Annotated in this window: 13 protein-coding genes and 1 pseudogene; 6 read left to right on the top strand and 8 right to left on the bottom strand. The window is 29.5% G+C overall.

Annotation, left to right across the window (positions count from 1 at the left end):
- Positions 1-13: 13 nt before the first annotated feature.
- Positions 14-1,177 (top strand): proline dehydrogenase family protein, encoded by a 1,164-nt coding sequence (locus ACW9UN_RS06450; protein WP_459484990.1) that lies wholly within the window; start codon positions 14-16, stop codon positions 1,175-1,177.
- Positions 1,177-1,467 (top strand): LETM1 domain-containing protein, encoded by a 291-nt coding sequence (locus ACW9UN_RS06445; protein WP_459484987.1) that lies wholly within the window; start codon positions 1,177-1,179, stop codon positions 1,465-1,467. Before ACW9UN_RS06450 ends, ACW9UN_RS06445 begins: the two co-directional genes overlap by 1 nt.
- 322 nt (positions 1,468-1,789) lie before the next feature.
- Here the strand turns inward: ACW9UN_RS06445 and fumC are convergent, their stop codons facing one another.
- Complete coding sequence (gene fumC / locus ACW9UN_RS06440; RefSeq protein WP_459484985.1) at positions 1,790-3,190, bottom strand: class II fumarate hydratase; 1,401 nt, start codon at positions 3,188-3,190, stop codon at positions 1,790-1,792.
- A gap of 155 nt (positions 3,191-3,345) precedes the next feature.
- On the opposite strand from fumC, the gene ACW9UN_RS06435 reads away from it, so the two are divergent.
- A complete protein-coding gene (locus tag ACW9UN_RS06435; protein ID WP_459484982.1) occupies positions 3,346-3,519 on the top strand; it encodes a hypothetical protein in 174 nt (57 codons plus the stop codon).
- A 155-nt stretch (positions 3,520-3,674) separates the two neighbouring features.
- Here the strand turns inward: ACW9UN_RS06435 and ACW9UN_RS06430 are convergent, their stop codons facing one another.
- The 3 genes from ACW9UN_RS06430 to prfB form a co-directional block, all read right to left on the bottom strand.
- Positions 3,675-6,137, bottom strand: coding sequence for a TonB-dependent receptor (locus tag ACW9UN_RS06430; protein WP_459484980.1), 2,463 nt, complete (start codon positions 6,135-6,137; stop codon positions 3,675-3,677).
- A 97-nt stretch (positions 6,138-6,234) separates the two neighbouring features.
- Positions 6,235-6,576 (bottom strand): arsenate reductase (glutaredoxin), encoded by a 342-nt coding sequence (arsC, locus tag ACW9UN_RS06425; protein ID WP_459484978.1) that lies wholly within the window; start codon positions 6,574-6,576, stop codon positions 6,235-6,237.
- A gap of 144 nt (positions 6,577-6,720) precedes the next feature.
- Positions 6,721-7,821 (bottom strand): peptide chain release factor 2, encoded by a 1,101-nt coding sequence (prfB, locus tag ACW9UN_RS06420; RefSeq protein WP_459484976.1) that lies wholly within the window; start codon positions 7,819-7,821, stop codon positions 6,721-6,723.
- Between the two features lie 170 nt (positions 7,822-7,991).
- On the opposite strand from prfB, the gene ACW9UN_RS06415 reads away from it, so the two are divergent.
- Positions 7,992-10,430, top strand: a complete 2,439-nt coding sequence (locus tag ACW9UN_RS06415) for a zinc-dependent metalloprotease (RefSeq protein WP_459484974.1) — start codon at positions 7,992-7,994, stop codon at positions 10,428-10,430.
- A gap of 196 nt (positions 10,431-10,626) precedes the next feature.
- On the opposite strand, the gene ACW9UN_RS06410 is transcribed toward ACW9UN_RS06415, so the two are convergent.
- The 4 genes and pseudogenes from ACW9UN_RS06410 to ACW9UN_RS06395 form a co-directional block, all read right to left on the bottom strand.
- Positions 10,627-13,059: a hypothetical protein gene (locus ACW9UN_RS06410; RefSeq protein WP_459484971.1), complete on the bottom strand. Its 2,433-nt coding sequence runs from the start codon at positions 13,057-13,059 to the stop codon at positions 10,627-10,629.
- 610 nt (positions 13,060-13,669) lie between these two features.
- A pseudogene (locus ACW9UN_RS06405) lies at positions 13,670-13,903 on the bottom strand (ribbon-helix-helix domain-containing protein); the annotation flags it as partial.
- A 227-nt stretch (positions 13,904-14,130) separates the two neighbouring features.
- Positions 14,131-14,634, bottom strand: coding sequence for a hypothetical protein (locus ACW9UN_RS06400; protein WP_459484969.1), 504 nt, complete (start codon positions 14,632-14,634; stop codon positions 14,131-14,133).
- Between the two features lie 1,093 nt (positions 14,635-15,727).
- On the bottom strand, positions 15,728-16,846 hold the full coding sequence (locus ACW9UN_RS06395; RefSeq protein WP_459484968.1) for a Fic family protein: 1,119 nt from the start codon (positions 16,844-16,846) through the stop codon (positions 15,728-15,730).
- A gap of 435 nt (positions 16,847-17,281) precedes the next feature.
- Here ACW9UN_RS06395 and ACW9UN_RS06390 point away from each other — a divergent pair, with 435 nt between their 5' ends.
- The gene (locus tag ACW9UN_RS06390) at positions 17,282-17,755 is read left to right on the top strand and encodes a T9SS type A sorting domain-containing protein (RefSeq protein WP_459484966.1); all 474 of its coding nucleotides are present in this window, start codon (positions 17,282-17,284) and stop codon (positions 17,753-17,755) included.
- A 6-nt stretch (positions 17,756-17,761) separates the two neighbouring features.
- Positions 17,762-18,261 (top strand): DUF8740 domain-containing protein (locus ACW9UN_RS06385; protein WP_518525016.1); only part of this gene is annotated, 500 nt, incomplete at its 3' end.

Here is an 18,261-nt window from a genome sequence, read left to right as displayed (position 1 = left end):
AAAACGTTGTAGTATGAAACTTTTTGATAATACTGAAGTGGCCTTTGCGTTAAAATCAGATTCGCAATTAGAAAGAGCTTATTTTTTGTTTAGGTTGATACAAATTGAGCCTTTAGTAAAAATAGGAGGTGCTGTTACAAACTTAGCCTTAAAAGTACATTTACCTGTAGAAGGTTTAATTCGTAGTACCGTTTTCGATCATTTTTGTGGAGGAGTTACAGAAGATGATTGTTTACCAATTATAGATAATATGTATATGAATGGAAATGTACATAGCGTGTTAGATTATTCTGTAGAAGGTAAAGATCAAGAAGTAAGTTTTGACGGTGCCTTAGAAAAGATACTACGCATTATTAACTTTTGTGAAGAACGAAAATCTATACCATATGCAGTTTTTAAACCTACAGGTTTTGGCAGATTTGCACTGTATCAAAAATTATCTGAAGGAAAAAAACTAAATAGAGATGAGCAAGAAGAGTGGGGTAGAGTGGTTGCTCGTTTTCATAAAGTGTGTAAGGTTGCACATCAAAAAGATGTACCTCTTTTAATTGATGCAGAAGAAAGCTGGATGCAAAATGCAGCAGATGAATTGATTGAAGAATTGATGGAAACCTACAATAAAGAAAAAGCTATTGTGTTTAATACTTTACAAATGTACAGGCACGATCGTATGGATTATTTAAAAGCGTTGCATAAAAAAGCCCAACAAAAAGATTTTTATATAGGAATGAAAGTAGTTAGAGGTGCTTATATGGAAAAGGAAAGAGAGCGAGCAAAAGAAAAAGGATACCCTTCTCCAATTTGTAAAGATAAAAAGGCTACAGATGATAATTATAACACAGCTTTAAATTATATGATGCAGCATAAAAAAACGGCCATTTTTGCAGGTACACATAATGAAGAGAGTTCTTATTTATTGATGAAATTGGCAAAAAAATATAACATTAAAGAAAATGATAAGCGATTATGGTTTGGCCAACTATTTGGAATGAGTGATCATATTAGTTATAATTTAGCAGATAAAGGATATAATGTAGCAAAATACTTACCTTTTGGACCTGTAAGAGATGTGATGCCGTATTTAATTCGAAGAGCAGAAGAAAATACCTCTGTGGCTGGGCAAACTAGTAGAGAATTAAATTTGCTAAAAACAGAGCGAAAACGTAGAAAATTGTAATGAAAACGGTAGATGAGATAAAAGAATTATTGCAAAGAAATAAATTAAGATTATTTCAAGAACTGTCTCAAAGCAAAGAGGCAATGCAATTGATACGCAAGTCTACACACTCAAAATTATCTGAAGAAGAGAAAGAAAAAGTAAAAGAACAATTGTTAGATATTTGTAAATCTATACCAGCTTTAGCTGTTTTTTTATTACCAGGTGGTGCATTGTTATTGCCACTTTTAATAAAGTTAATACCAGATATTTTACCATCTTCTTTTAGAGAAGATCCTCCAAAAACTTAAGTTTTTTTGTATCTGATATACTCTGCATTTGTTTTTATTTTAGAAAAATTTTGTATTTACATTATGTTTATATAAAACCAAAAATAAGTACAGGAAAATACTTGTTTACACATTGGGTTTTTAGATATTAAATTTACTATATATTAAAATGAGACTGTCTGAAAAGTAGCTTTGGATGTCATTTTGAGCGAAGCCGAAAAATCTATGTATTTAATAATTATCAATAAATAAGATTTCTCTATTACAGTCGAAATGACAAATTTTAATACTTTTAAGACAGCTTCATTTTACAGTTATTACCTTTCTTTTATCTAAATATCAATTATTTTAAACTACCTGTCATTTTTTCGGGCTTTACCCATTCGTCATATTCTTCTGGAGTAACATATCCTAAATTAACAGCTTCCTCTTTTAAAGTTGTTCCATTTGCGTGAGCTGTGTTTGCAATTTCTGCAGCTTTATAGTATCCTATTTTAGTATTTAATGCTGTAACCAACATTAAAGAATTGTTTACTAATTCTGTAATTCTTGAGTGATTTGGTTCTATACCAGCAGCACAATTTACATCAAAAGAAACACAAGCATCACCAATTAATTGAGCCGATTGCAACACATTTGCTGCCATCATTGGTTTAAAAACGTTTAGCTCATAATGTCCTTGAGTTCCACCTACAGTTACAGCAACATCATTACCCATAACTTGTGCACAAACCATTGTCATAGCTTCGCATTGTGTTGGGTTTACTTTACCTGGCATAATAGAAGAACCTGGCTCGTTTGCAGGTATTATAATTTCTCCAATTCCAGATCTTGGTCCTGAAGCCATTAAACGAATATCGTTGGCAATTTTATTTAAAGAAACCGCAACTTGCTTTAAAGCTCCATGTGTTTCTACTAAAGCATCGTGTGCAGCTAAAGCTTCGAATTTATTTTCTGCTGTTATAAAAGGCATTCCTGTAAATTCAGCAATATATTTAGCAACTAAAACATCATAACCAGCGGGTGTATTTAAACCTGTACCAACAGCTGTACCTCCTAAAGCTAGTTGAGATAAATGTTCTAATGTATTATTTAATGCTTTTAAACCGAAGTTTAATTGCGCTACATAACCAGAAAATTCTTGACCTAATGTTAAAGGAGTAGCATCCATTAAATGCGTTCTACCAATTTTTACAACATCTTTAAAAGCTTCTGATTTTGCTTGTAAAGTATCTCTAAGTTGCGTAATTCCAGGAATTGTAGTTTCTACAATTTTTTTATAAGCAGCAATGTGCATTCCTGTTGGAAAAGTATCGTTAGAAGATTGCGACTTGTTTACATCGTCATTGGGTTGAATGGTTTTATCACCTTCACCAATAACTTTACCAGCAATTTCATGAGCTCTGTTTGCAATAACTTCGTTCACATTCATGTTAGATTGTGTACCAGAACCCGTTTGCCAAATTACTAACGGAAATTGATCATCGTGTTTACCTTCTAAAATTTCATCACAAACCTGAGCAATTAAATCTCTTTTTTCTGAGGATAAAACACCAAGTTCTGTATTTGTATAAGCTGCCGCTTTTTTAAGATATGCAAAACCATAAACAACCTCTAAAGGCATTGATGCAGCAGGACCAATTTTAAAGTTATTTCTAGAACGTTCAGTTTGTGCTCCCCAATATTTATCTGCAGGCACATTTACTTTACCCATGGTATCTTTTTCTACTCTATATTTTGTCATTTTAACTATAAATTTTAGATGTAACAAATTTACAAAAAACAATTAGCAGATAAAGTTGATAAATATCATTTTTAAAAGCTAAAAAAAAGTTTTTTTGATATGAATTTTTAAAAATAAATATTATTTTTGTGATAAATAATTTTCAAAGCACACAAATGTTAGATTTTTCACAATTTTCAGGATTAGTTTTATTTATGTTTATTTTTACAGCTGGCTTTTGGTTGTTAATTTTTTTATTAACATTTGTAGTACCTTACTGGATTGGTGGTACAATTTTGGAAAACTTAAAGTTAAAGAAAGAAGCTAAAAAAGCTGCAGAAGGTAAATAATTTTCCTTTTTAAAATATATTAAAAAACTCGTAATGCTATTGCTTTACGAGTTTTTTTATGATTTTAAAATTTGCGTTAGGGATTGAAATGGAAATCCTTTTGTGAAGCATGAGCAAAAGATTGCAATGTAAAGCCCGCTCGAACGCCCAAAAAATTATCCTTCAAACTCTTCTCCACCACCATCATTATCTCTGTTTCCTCTTTGCTCTTTTTTCTTTTGATTAAAACGATATACCAAACTTACTCTAAATTGTGGCTCTCTCCATTGAAATTCTGAGTATTGGTCTAAAAAACCAGGAATGTTAGTAGTTCTTCTGCTTATTCTACTATTAAAAACATCGCTATAATTTAAACTTATAGATGCTTTTTCGTTGAAGATATCTTTACTTGCAGCAAGATTTACACTAAATACACCTTGACTTTTAGTTTGTGCGTTTTCTGATGGACCTCTGTAATTAGAGTTAATTTGAACATCTGTTTTACCAGGTAAAGTGATTTTTTGATTTAATCTTATAAAGTAAGAGGTATTTACAAAATCGAAACTTTGTGATACGTTAGTGGTTGGGTTTGTATAATCTCCATCACTAGTAACTCTGTACAAATTAAAGTCGCTATTGATATTCCAAATTTTAAATGGTCTATAATTTAAGGTAAACTCTAAACCAACTCTTTCTTCTGTTGATAAGTTGATAGGAAACCTTCTAGTAATAGGATCGCCATTATCTGTAATTTCACCTGTATCTTCTTGAATTCTTTCCCAGTTATCATTACTAATATTATAATAAATTGATGAACTTAACGTAAACTTCTCCCAACGTTTTAGATATCCAAAATCTAAGGCATCTGTAATTACCGGATTTAAATCTACATTACCCGTATAAATATTTGCTTCACTAGATCTACTAGGAAAAGGGTTTAAACTTCTACCTCTTGGTCTTCTAATTCTTCTATTATAGCCTAACGTGATGTTTTCTCCATCTCTAAATTCATAACCTAAGTTTAACGTTGGAAATAAATTGCTGTAATTTCTTTTTGCGGCATCATTTAAAACTTCTTGATCTATTTCTACAGATGTATGCTCAAAACGTAACCCCATCAATAAATTAAATTTATTAAATTTTTGACCATATTGAAAATAGGCTGCGTTTACAAACTCTTCATAGTTAAAGGAGTTATTTAACCCAGTATCTGGAACTAAAGGGCCATCAGGAAAAACAAGTCTTTCTTCTAAGTAAAAACTATTAAAAATATCTCTGTAATTACCTCTATAACCCGCTTCGTATTGAATGTTTTCTCCAACAGGATGTACATAGTCAATTTGTAATAAAGCACGATTTTCGTTTTGATCTTCTAAAACTCTTTCTAAATCGTTTAAAATATCTGTTTGTGTATCTATTTCTGTAATACTATTTAAAATGTCTTCTATTTCTGTAGAATATTGTAGATTGATGGTTAATTTTTTTCCTTTATCATCAAAATTATTAACATAATCTAAGGTGTATTGAATTCTTTCTTCATCTTCGCCTTCACCTTCAGTTCTAAAAGTAGCTTCATTAATGTTGCCAACAGTATCAAACCTTTCAATATTATTGCTATTTACATCATCATCATTACCACCATTAAAAACAATATTTGCAATAATGCTAGAGTTTTTAGTTAAAAAATACTCAGCACCGAAACTTGTAAAAATAGACCTTCCTAATCTATCAAAATTTCTTCGTTCAGTAACTTGTGCATTTTGAGCGGTTGCTGATAAAAACTGAGAATCGTAGAAAGAATTTCCTGGAGTTTCATTATATCTAAAACCAGTATTTGTAAAAAGATTCCATTTTTTAGTTCTCCAATTTGCATTAAAAGCTGCACCAACTCTTGCAGGAACACCTAAGTCTAACTGTAAAGAACCATTAAAGCCTGTTAATTTGTTTTTTCTTAAAATGATATTTAGAATTCCTGCTGTACCTTCAGCATCATATCTGGCAGAAGGAGAGGTAATCACCTCTACTTTTTCTATAGCCTCAGCAGGTATTTGTCGTAACGCTTCAGCACCATTTAAACCTACTAAAGCACTTGGTCTACCATCAATTAAAATGGTAACATTCTCATTACCTCTTAAACTTACAGCACCTTCAACATCAACTTGAACAGAAGGTACATTACCTAAAACATCACTTGCATTTCCTCCACGAATTGATAAATCTTTACCAATATTAAACACTTTTTTATCTAAACGAATATCTACAGTGGTTTTTTCTGCGATGATAACCACCTCTTCTAACGAACTTGTGTCTTCGGATAATTTTATGGTGCCTAAATTTAAGTTGGAATTAATTACCTTTTTTGGAAATTTTTTAGACTCAAAAGAAATAAACTCAATGCTTATTTCGTAAGTACCCTTTGGTGTTTTGATATTAAAATTACCATCAACGTCTGTAATACCACCAGAAATCTTTTTCGTAGCAACATCTTTTAAAACTATAGTTGCATACTCTAAAGGTTGATTAGAGTTTGAATCTACAACTTTACCAGTTATAGAAACTTCGTTAGAATTTGTTTTTTTTTGTGAAAATAGAATTGCTGATGTTAATAAACAGCTAAACAGAATAATTTTTTTAATCAAGACTAGTTGGTTTTTTTATTTAGACTGCAAAGTTCTATTTAAGTTTAGTTTAAATTAGTTAAAAAAAAGTTAAACAACTTTTAATAATAGTTAAGCTTTAAATTATGGATGATATCGTTTCTGTAGGCCTGCCTATAACAGCCTTGTTTTTATTGATAATTATAGGGCGTTCTATTAATTTTGGATTTTCTACCATAGCTTTTATAATTGCTACATCAGACAATTCTTTGCCTTTATAATTTTCTTTCCAGATTTTCTCGGTTTTACGAACCAATTGAATAGGAGTAATCCCTAATAAATTGATGATTTCTGTTAACTCAGCTTCACTTGGTACAGTTTCTAAATATTTAATAATCTCGAATTCTTTACCTGAGTTTTCTAATAATTGTAATCCATCTCTAGATTTTCTACATCTTGGATTGTGGTATATTTTTATCATGTTTTTAAATTTTTAAGGTTTAAGGTTCAATGTTTCAAAGTTTTTAATTTTGAATACTGATTACTGAATACTGATTACTGAATACTGAATACTGATTACTGAATACTGAATACTGATTACTGAATACTGATTACTGAATACTGATTACTGATTACTGGCTTTCTGCCCATTTAGCATTAAATAAGCTTTTAAAAAGGAATTGATATTGCCATCCATTACAGCATCTACATTACCAGTTTCGTGCGCAGTTCTTACATCTTTTACTAATTTATAAGGATGCATTACATAATTTCTAATTTGGCTTCCCCATTCATTTTTCATTTTATTGGCTTCAATATCATCTCTGGCAGCTTGTTGTTTTTGCAATTCAATTTCGTACAATTGCGACTTTAACATTTGCATTGCAGTTGCTCTATTATCGTGTTGCGAACGTGAATTAGAACAAGAAATCTGAATTCCTGATGGTTTATGTGTTAACTGAACTTTAGTTTCAACTTTATTTACATTTTGACCTCCAGCACCACTAGATCTTGCAGTTGTAATTTCTATATCTGCTGGATTTATATCAATTTCAATAGAATCATCAGCAACAGGATATACATAAACAGAAGCAAAACTGGTATGACGTTTTGCATTAGAATCGAAAGGAGAAATACGCACTAATCTGTGTACACCATTTTCGCCTTTTAGCCAACCAAAAGCATAATCGCCAGTAACTTCTACAGTAACTGTTTTTATTCCTGCTGCATCTCCTGCTTGGTAATTGAGTGTTTTTAATTTAAAGCCTTGTTTTTCAGACCACATTGTGTACATTCTAAATAGCATTTCTGCCCAATCACAAGATTCTGTTCCACCTGCGCCAGCCGTAATTTGTATTACTGCAGATAAAGAATCGCCTTCATCAGAAAGCATATTTTTAAATTCAATATCTTCTAAAAAATTGCTTACTTTTTCAAATTGTTCAATTACTTCACTTTCTTCAACTTCACCTTCTTTATAAAATTCATAAAGAACATTTACGTCTTCATTTAAAGTAATGGCTTTGTTGTAATCTTCTACCCATTTCTTTTTAAAACGCAATTCTTTCATAACAACTTCTGCAGCTTTTGGGTCGTTCCAAAAATCTGGATTTGCTGTTTTTTCTTCTTCATTCGTTATTTCTATGAGTTTTTTATCAATCTCTAAATAAGATTTTAATTTCTCAATTCTTGTTGCAATATCTTTAAGTTGGTCTTGTGTAATCATAAATTTTGTTTTGCTACGTACATCATCAATAAAAATAATGAGTAAAAAGTAGCTAATTTTTATACAGTGTAGCTTGTATAAATTCGAAAAACAAAAATAAATGAAATTTTAAGATTTTAGGTTTTTAAAGCTAATACTTATTTTATAGATTTATAAAAATTAATTTTACAATGAAAAAATCACTACTTCTATTACTTTTCTTATCGCTTTATTTTAACGGATTTTCGCAATTTTTTACAGAGAAATCTGGTAAAAATCTTAAAAAAGGAATTACAAAGTACGAGGGCTATTTTACTTTTTATTATGATGAAAATCAGGATAAAATCTTTTTACAAATAGATAAGTTAAATCAAGAATTTCTCTATGTGCGTTCGCTTTCTGAAGGTTTAGGTTCTAATGATATTGGATTAGATAGAGGACAATTAGGAGGTGGAGTAGTCGTTCATTTTAAAAAAGCGGGTAATAAAATTTTAATGGTACAACCAAATTTAGATTTTAGAGCCATTACAGATAATAAAGAAGAAAAAAACTCAGTAAGAGAAGCTTTTGCAAAATCAGTTTTACACGGATTTGTAGTTAAAGAAACTAAAAATGATACGTATTTAGTAGATGCAACTTCTTTTTTTATGAGAGATGCTCATGGAGTTGCTGCAAGATTGGCAAGAAGCAAAGAAGGGAATTACAGTTTAGACAAAAGCAGAAGTGCTTTTAATTTAGAAAGAACTAAAGCGTTTCCTAAAAATGTTGAGTTCGATATTCTATTAACTTTTAAAGGAACTCCAAAAGGAAGAAATATTAGAAGTGTTGTACCAGATGCGAGTGCTGTAACTGTAAATCAGCATCATTCTTTTGTAGAATTGCCAGACAATAAATACAAACCAAGAAAATATGATCCACGTTCAGGTTCTTGGCAAATGAGTTATTTAGATTATTCTACCCCTGTAAACGAATCGATTACAAAGCGCTTTATTTACAGACATCGTTTAGAAAAAAAGAATCCAGAAGCCGCAATTTCTGAACCAGTAGAACCTATAATTTATTATTTAGATAGAGGTACTCCAGAACCAGTAAGATCTGCACTGTTAGATGGTGGTCGTTGGTGGAATCAAGCTTTTGAAGCTGCAGGTTATAAAAATGCTTTTCAGTTTAAAATGTTACCAGAAGGCGCAGATATGTTAGATGTACGTTATAATGTTGTGCAATGGGTACACAGATCTACAAGAGGTTGGAGTTATGGTTCTAACATCTCTGATCCAAGAACTGGAGAAATTATTAAAGGACATGTAAGTTTGGGAAGTTTACGTATTCGTCAAGATTATTTAATTGCGCAAGCTTTACAAGCTCCTTTTAAAAATAAAACGGCTGATGATGATTTTGCAATGCAAATGGCAATTGCTAGAATAAGACAATTGTCTGCACACGAAATAGGTCATACTCTTGGCTTTAGTCATAATTTTGCGGCTAGTACCAATGGTAGAACTTCTGTGATGGATTATCCACATCCGAAGTTTACTTTAAAAAACGGTAAAATAGATTTTTCTAATGCTTATGATGATAAAATTGGTGCTTGGGATAAAGTTACTGTTGCTTATTCGTATGAAGATTTTCCTAAAGGCACCAATGAAAGTGAAGCACTAGATAAAATTTTAAGAGATGCTTATGCAAAAGGTTTAAAATATTTATCAGATTCTGATGCAAGACCTCAAGGAAGTGCAAGTGCAACAGCTCATTTATGGGATAATGGAGCTAATATTTACGACGAATTAAACAATCTTCTAAAAGTGAGAAAAACAGCAATTTCTAATTTTTCTACAGATAATATAAAATCAGGTCAGCCTTATTCTGTTTTAGAAGATGTGTTTGTGCCTTTGTACTTTTTACATCGTTTTCAAACAGAAGCAACCACCAAATTAATTGGAGGTTTAGACTATAGTTATGCTGTTAAAGGGGGTAACCAAACAGTGGTAAAAAGAGTTTCTGGTGATGTAGAAAGAAAGGCTTTAAATGCCATTTTAAAAACGATTTCTGTGGATGAAATTGCGATTCCTAAAGAAAAATTAGATTTATTTCCACCAAGAGCAATAGGTTATTACAGATCTAGAGAATCTTTTAAAAGTAAGTTAGGTGTTGCTTTTGATGCTTTTTCTGCTGTAGAAACTGCTTCTGATATGACTTTGAATTTGCTATTAAATCCGCAAAGAATGTCTCGATTAATAGCGCATAAAAGTTTGGATAAAAATCAACTGGGATTAGATGAATTAATTGATGATTTAACTGATGTATCCATCAAAAAAACACACAAAGATACTTATCATCAAGAATTGCAAAACGTAATTAATACTAAAGTTTTAGAGCAATTATTTTATTTAGGTGCTTATAAAAATCAGTACAAACAGGTAAATGCCATTGTTTTATACAAGTTAGATGAAATAAAAACGTATTTAAAAAATAAAAATGCTTCAGGAATTCAGAAAATTTATGATGCTGCATTAGTAAAAATGATAGATGGTTATCTAAAAAATCTGACTTCGTTTAAAAAAATAGCGGCTCCAAAAATTCCTGATGGTTCACCTATTGGTAGTGATTTTCATGAATACGTAGAAAAATAATATGGGTACAAAGCATTGGTAAAAACTGTAAAAAATTGTAAGTATTATTATCCAAACCTATTATTTGGCAATAAGTAAATTGAATTTCTATTTATTAACCATGTAAAGTGTTAAAAGAACATGTAATATGTTGTTTTTATGGATTTCTTTTATAAAACTCAAAATCTTATATTTAATGAAAAATTAGATATAAAAGTTACTCGACCGTAATAAAGTCGGTTTTGTAAAAAGGTTTTCCGATTCTAGTAATTCCTTGAATTTCAATAACATACTTACTATCGTAATCAGAAGTATAAAATGATACTTCTATAGGAGCTTTACTGTTTTTTTCTATTTTAGGTTCCCAATGCAAAGTCGTTCTTTGGTCTGATTTAAATTGCATTTCCAAATCATTAGGATCTGAAGGATAATACTCTTTACCCGTATAAAAGCCAACAGCTTTAAAGTCGATGATTCCAGGTTTACGGTATATAGTACTGTTTAGGCCACTTCCATTTCCTAATTTAGAATACATGGAAATAACTGCCCCACCACTGGTAAACATAGAAGCCTCTTCACCTATCAAAACATCTATAAAAGAAACTTCGCCTGCGTCTATATTTTGTAGATCTAGCACATCAATAGGCATTTCATCATATAAAATTAAAGGTATATTATTAGGTACATTTTTAACATACAACGAATCTCGAATTACATTTATACGAGGAACAGTATAAAAAAGATCTAATGCTGTTGCTCTAGTAGCAGGTTGATTTTCGATATCGTACCTATTAAACGCATCACCATATGAGGTTCTTTTGCTCATTGCATCTTTTCGTTTTTCGAAATCGTCTTTTAGTTCACCTTTTATGGTTACTTCATCTAAAACATAATCACTTTGTCTAAAAAGATCTTCGAAATTGCTTAAAAACTTTTTGTAGGCTTCTAGTTCTTTTGTAGCTTGTGTATCACTGTAATGTTTGAGCGTATCTTTATAAATTTTCGGACTTGGTTTTTTATTATTTCTAATAATTAAAACTTTTCTTTCTCGGTTTCTTTTTGATTTAAAGCTTGTTTTACGAGCTTCTATAACAGCAGGCAATGAGTCGAAATATACAAAAGGACCATAACTAAACTCCCCTAATTTATTTGCTTTTCTTGTGGGTTCTTGTTCTATAGTTTTCCCCAAAAATGTAAGTCTTGTTTGTGCTGGTATAGGACTATTGTTTTTACGCATATCATAGGTTCTACCAGAAATTATAAACCCCTTTTCTACATCATATTCTTTTTTAAATGATGATTTTTGAAGCAAATTTTGCCATTTAAAACGACGCCAACCATGGGTCATCATTACTAAATCTAACAAATATTTTCTTTTTCTGTCGGTATTGTCTTTAAAAAAATAGTTTGGGTTTTTAATTTTTCCTTTGATATCTGAATTTAAGAGCAACCAAGTTTTTATGTTTTCTTTAAGTTGATCATCTTCATCTCTTAAATCTTTAACAGTTAACGAAAAAACACTTTTTAAATCTTGATTTGTTTTATCGTTTATTTGTATTTGTAAATCTACTTTACGCTTATTTACATAATAAGCTTTTGGTTTTTTAATAGACACGTTAATATTATTTTCTGTATTGTTTATATAAACTAATCTCTCTGCAGTTGGTTTATGATTTGAATTGAAAAGTGTTATATGAACAACTCCACTAGGTATAGACGTTAGAGGTAATTTTAAAGTTTTAGTTTTGGTGTTTTCAACAATAGTTTTGGTATAGATGGCATTTCCTCTTTGATGAATAGCAACAGTTGCCCCTTGTAATCCATTTTTTTTGTTTGATTTTAAGGTAACAAAAAGGTCTTTGTTAGTTTGAATTGCAGCTAAACTTTCGCCTAATTCTAGAGTTATAGGCAGTTGATAGCTGTATTCTTTGCCGTCAAAATTTACGATTGCTTTGTAAGTTTTATTTATTTCTGGTGTAATAAAAAATTTACCCAAACCAAATTTATTGGTGGTAATAGAAGTGATATTTCTTTTTAAATTATCTATTATTTTTACTTTTATGGGTAGAGTATCAAAAACTGGATTTTTAAGTTTTATAGCTACCATAGATTTTATGTTATGAATTAGATAGCCACCTTCTGGGAAAAAATGTAAATCTGGATCAAAAGCATTAATAGTAGTTGGTATAGAAATAGCGTCTTCATCAAGAGTTTTACTCCAAATATTTATTTTTTTAGTAAAAAAGCTGTCATGACCATCGTTTAGCATATAATTGGTATAAGCTCTAATGGTATATTTGCCCGGTTTTACTTTTTTTGGGATTGTAAAATCACTAGGCGTAGAAATATCTTTCATATACAATTTATGCTTGTAAAGAATACTGTCTTTACTGTTGATTAACTCTGCATACAGTACAAAACTTTTGTTTGATTTTTTATGTGAAGAGGCATTTAACATATATGCAGTAAACCAAATGATATCTCCTGTTTGATAATCATTTTTATCAGTATGAATAAACACTTTTTCCTGATAGTTACTTGATGAAAAACTATCTAGTTTTTGTTGAATTAAGTTTGATAAATTATGTTTTTCTTGCCCCAAAAGAAGCGTAGAAAAGAAGCAAAGCAATAGAGCGAAAAATATTTTCATAGGTAAAATTTAGATTATAAAAATACCTTATAATTAAAACTGACGCATGGTATTTACCTTATTTTACTGCAACATATCATCTAAAAAATATAAAAATGTATCTACTTACCGTTAACAAAACTTTAGAAATACAGTCGTCATCAAAAAAAATAGAAATTATAGTTATAAGTACGTGAAGTAAGTATTTAGTTATTGTTTATTTATGAATTTGGTTTCTTTAAAAACAGAAGTTCAGTCAATTAAAATACCGTGAAATGTATTTGTAAATTTACTAGGAATATGGTTTTTGATATAGTTTGTTGCGTGTTTTAAGCGCAAAATTGAGCAAATAAAAACTGAATAGAAAGTCCGTGAGGATTTTTATAAGTAGGTTAGCAGTAAATTATATGTTATGTTGGCAACAGTTTTTATTATTTATAATTACAGTAAGTCGTTTAAATCTTGTCTTCCTACAATTGCCATTATTTCAACAACGTCATTATTATTTTATAGTAAATACTATTTATTCCACAAACACATCTTCTGTAGTCTTTTTTTATATGATCAACCGATTCGACTGAAAAAGGCCTTTGGGAAATAATTTCAAAATATTTAAAGAATGATTCAAAGAATGCAGTAAATCTTTTGATTGAGCTAAAATTTCATTTTTTGAATTGCTTGTAAATCCGCTATTTTCAGCTTTTTCCAACTTAGTTCGAACCCAATCAATTTCGACGTGTTGTTTTCTTGCTTGTTTAATTAAGTCATTTACCAATTCGCTTCTGCTTGAATATTCTTTTTCATTTACTTGTGTTTTCAGCCATTCGTCATTAGGCTTTGTAATTGATATACTTTGTATCGATATAATTCAATTATTTGGTGTAAATATAAATCAATTACGAATTATTTCTAAGTTGATGCCAACTGAGGTTCAAAATGAAAACAAGTTGACAGCATTTTTTTATGAGTATACAAGTACAATTGTGTTCTTAAATCAAGAATTCTAATATTTTTTTTATGCAGTAAGGTCTAAAAAAAGCCCCAAGGTAAAACCTCAGAGCTTTTGAACTGAATCAAACAATTAACTAAAAACTAAACTTTTTTAAAATGTAATAATTTATTTGAAGACCTTAGGTAGCTATTATAAATGGTTTTAAAACTTATTAATTCATTAAAAGAATAAGCCTCTTTTTTACCGTCGACAATTATTTTATCACCATTTTGAATTGTTATTAAATTACCATTTGTAATTTTTTCGTGGTTTACGATCACTGCATCTTTATAATAAGGCAATAAAATATGCGTACTGCTTAATTCATTAGATGCTCCAGAAATTCGATCTATAATGTAGATTCTAGCACTAATTTCAGAAAAACCACGATGCTTTTTGATAATCTCTGTATCAACATAAAACATTACTTTATTTGGAGGTCTGCACCCCGATTCTAACTGAGAAAGTAGTGCAATAACATCTACCTTTTCTAAATTTACGTTTGATGTTAAGTTTTTATTTTTTTTAAACTTGTTAAACTTGGCAAATGAAAAAACGGCCAATAAAGCGATACTAAGTATTATGATTTTTTTTGCTAATTTCATACTCAACGTTTTAGGTTTGTTGATTACATCATCAATTTATTAGATATAAATTGATGATGTATAATTACGATGACAAGACAAAAAGTTTACACGAATAAACAGGTAGTTTCGTGAAGCATATATGATATTAAAAAAATGCAATACTAAAAAGAATAAATACTATTCTAGTAATACTACTTAAAACTTTTTTAAAAATATTCTGCTAACGAAGCACTTATTTTGAAATCATAAAGATTAATTCGCAGAAAATTTTATCAAAAATCTAAGACTTTTTCTAATAAGTACCAGTGCTGTAATTAAAAACGGAAAAAAGCATGTAAAAAAGACCATTACATTTGCAGCGTCTGTTAAAGTTCTAATACTAGATATTTCAATCAAGTTTTTACCAGTAAAGTATAAACCAGCTGCACATGTAAGTAAAATAACGAATTGTTTTGTGAAATTTGTTTTCATAATGGGGGAATTTGAAAGTCATACATCAAATCTAAAAAAAAGTAAACAATAATCCAAATTTATTAGGCATTAAATTCCCTGTTTTAACATTTAACGTATTGTTATAGCAGTGATTATGCATACAAATCATAAAAATTAATAGTTTGTAATTGTAGATTTGATTTTAGATTGTAAAGTATTTTTGTACTTTATTATTGTTTTTGATGATACTTAATTTTAATAATATCAAATTATACTTTATAAGAAAAACCTTACGGATTTCCGTAAGGTTTTACACGCATAGTAATTCTCCTTCATTATAAAATCCCCCAAAATATTTTAAACATAAATTTAAATCAAAAGGTGACTGAATCTAAAAGTTGATACACTATTGTTTTTGGTGTATCAATAGAAAATTTATAGTTAAATTACCGAATTTTTTATATTTTACATCATGCACTACATAAAAATATGTGTTTGTTAATCAATTAAATTAAAAACAAATAAAACTTTATTATAACTTCAATCAATTTAAAATGAATCAACAGTTTTTTAACCTTTTACTAAAAATAAAATATTTGTAATTCTATACGAATACGATTATGTTAGTTAAGATAAAAAAATGTAAAACCATCATTTTTTAAGGTACTATTATCAAAGATTAATTAGTTTTAATATTTAATTGATATCTTGTACTTTTCAGTTTACCAGTTTTAATAAATATTTTTTTGTCAGTTAAATCTTTTAAATCCCTTGTGGCAGTAGATTCGGATGTTTTGGCAATTTTTATATAATTTTTTGCACTTAGTCCACCTGTAAATCCTGTATATCCTGCTTCAAAAAGACGAAGAACAACTCTGTTTTGCCTTTCATTTAATTGGGCTTTATAACGCTCAAAAAACTTCGTTTTTTCAATAATAAAATCAATACGTTTTAAAGTGTCTTGTTGAGCTTCTATAATTGTGTTTCCAAAATAATTGAGCCAATCCGTAACTTCAAGTGTAGTATTATTGTTTTCCAAAGCTTGGTAATATTGTTTTCTGTTGGCTTCAATAGTATGAGACAAAGAAATTAAAGTAGGTTGCCCTGTACTGAGAGCTATAGATTTTTTCGCTAACGCTCTTGCTATTCTTCCATTTCCATCTTCAAAAGGATGAATACACACAAAATATAAATGCGTTAATCCTGCTTTTACAAGTGGTAGTGTAGAATTATTATTGGGTTGATGTATTTCATTAAACCAAGTAATAAATTGCTCCATTTCTGTTTTCATTGTTTCAGATGGTGGAGCTTCAAAATGAACCATTGGTTTATCTAATCTTCCAGAAACTACTTGCATAGGAGATTCATGAGTTCTGTATTTTCCAATATCTGTTAAATCTCTTCTACCATTGGTTAGCATTTTATGCCATTCAAAAAGTTGATTATGTGATAAAAGTTTATCAAAATTTAGATATAAATCTACCATCATTTCTGATATCCCAAATTCCGCAGGTGGAATCTTTCTATTTTCAACACTTAATCCAAGATTTTTTTTGATTGAGGACTGTACGCTATTTCTATTCAGGATTTCTCCTTCAATCTCAGAAGTTTTTAAGGCCTCGGTACTTAAAATATCAACTAATAAATCATCTTTTGAAGTACTTTCAATATGTTTGATAGCTCCAAACACAGTTCCAGTATTTTGAGAAAATAGAAGCTCTAATTTTTCTAAAACATTCTTGTTATAAGAAAAATGAGGCCAATTTTTGAGTAACCAATTCCAGATTTTATGTGTCATGAGCGATATAATTATTTTTTATCGCTCAAATTTAATCATATTTTGAGCTATAAATCAAATTTTTAATGCTCAAAATGGTTTTAGGAAGAAAATAGAGCGTTTTATTAAGATCATTTCAATGATTAATTAGCATAAATTACAATAATGACTTTTTTATAAAACAGTCTTAAATAAAAATTTTTAATAAAACTAAATATTAAATTAGTAGTTAATTTATTCACTTAAAAACCTACCTACAGAACTAGATATTCCATTGTATAATAAATTAATCGCTAAATATTTTAAAATCATTTAATTAAAAAGAATCGAAAACTAAGAGAATATGATTAATGTCTTAAGAAATTTGTTAAAGTATCATAAACTATAAAAACAAAGGTTGAAACAATTATTTGTTTTATACATTTGTCACTGAAAAAGTTTTTAATAAAAATTGTTATGAAAAAAACTATCCTTTTGGGTGTATTGTTATGTACATCACCTTTAACTTACTCCCAAGCAACATATGCATCTTCTGGCGGAAACATCAAAAGTGATACAGGCTCTTTAACCTTTACAGTTGGTCAATTAGTTTACACTACAAGCAATAATGATAATGGCTTCATGGCTCAAGGAGTTCAACAAGCATTTGAATTTCAGGTATTGAGTAACTCAGATTTTTCACCAAAAAACTTCACTCTATTAACGTATCCAAATCCAACTTCAGATTATTTTGTTGTTAGTACAACAGATACACTTAATAATAAACTTGAGTACACACTTTTTGATATTCAAGGAAAACAAATAAAAACAGGACGAATTGTTAAAAGAAATACGAATATTGAAATACAAGATATTTCAAATGGAGTTTATTTCTTAAAAGTCACAAATGGTAAACAATTATTAAAATCAGTAGAAATTATTAAAAAATAAAAAGTTATGAAAAAAAATCTATTAGTACTAATTCTCTTTATAATCTCCTGCATTAACACTTTTGCTCAAACTCCAGAAAAAATGAGCTACCAAGCTGTGTTAAGAGATGCAAATAATGTATTACTTGTAACTCAACAAGTAGGTATGCAAATTAGTATTTTGCAAGGGACTGATGCTGTTTATGTTGAAACGCAAACACCTACAACTAATAGTAATGGGTTAGTGAGTTTAGAAATAGGAACAGGTTCAGTTATTCAAGGAGTTTTTAGTGAAATAGATTGGAGTAATGGTAGCTATTATATAAAAACTGAAATAGATCCTGAAGGAGGAAATGATTATAAAATAATAGCTACAAGCCAAATATTGAGTGTGCCTTATGCATTGCATGCTAAAACAGCAGAAAACGGAATTAGTAAAGAACAATCAGAAGCGATTAGTGAGAATACTCGCAAATATTCAAAAACCCAAATAGATTCAATAATTCAATTTGAGAGCACCACGAAATT

It is taken from the genome of Polaribacter litoreus, from assembly GCF_054584775.1.
The sequence above is the reverse complement of the archived record's forward strand: the minus strand, read 5'-3'. Positions and strand labels throughout refer to the sequence as shown.

Coding starts and splice junctions, on each gene's coding strand:
- prfB (WP_459484976.1), bottom strand. CDS start 7,821: ATGATTACACAAGACCAACTTAAAGATATTGCAACAAGAATTGAGAAA.
- arsC (WP_459484978.1), bottom strand. CDS start 6,576: ATGATAAAAATATACCACAATCCAAGATGTAGAAAATCTAGAGATGGA.
- ACW9UN_RS06390 (WP_459484966.1), top strand. CDS start 17,282: ATGAAAAAAACTATCCTTTTGGGTGTATTGTTATGTACATCACCTTTA.
- ACW9UN_RS06450 (WP_459484990.1), top strand. CDS start 14: ATGAAACTTTTTGATAATACTGAAGTGGCCTTTGCGTTAAAATCAGAT.
- ACW9UN_RS06395 (WP_459484968.1), bottom strand. CDS start 16,846: ATGACACATAAAATCTGGAATTGGTTACTCAAAAATTGGCCTCATTTT.
- ACW9UN_RS06445 (WP_459484987.1), top strand. CDS start 1,177: ATGAAAACGGTAGATGAGATAAAAGAATTATTGCAAAGAAATAAATTA.
- ACW9UN_RS06400 (WP_459484969.1), bottom strand. CDS start 14,634: ATGAAATTAGCAAAAAAAATCATAATACTTAGTATCGCTTTATTGGCC.
- ACW9UN_RS06415 (WP_459484974.1), top strand. CDS start 7,992: ATGAAAAAATCACTACTTCTATTACTTTTCTTATCGCTTTATTTTAAC.
- ACW9UN_RS06435 (WP_459484982.1), top strand. CDS start 3,346: ATGTTAGATTTTTCACAATTTTCAGGATTAGTTTTATTTATGTTTATT.
- ACW9UN_RS06410 (WP_459484971.1), bottom strand. CDS start 13,059: ATGAAAATATTTTTCGCTCTATTGCTTTGCTTCTTTTCTACGCTTCTT.
- fumC (WP_459484985.1), bottom strand. CDS start 3,190: ATGACAAAATATAGAGTAGAAAAAGATACCATGGGTAAAGTAAATGTG.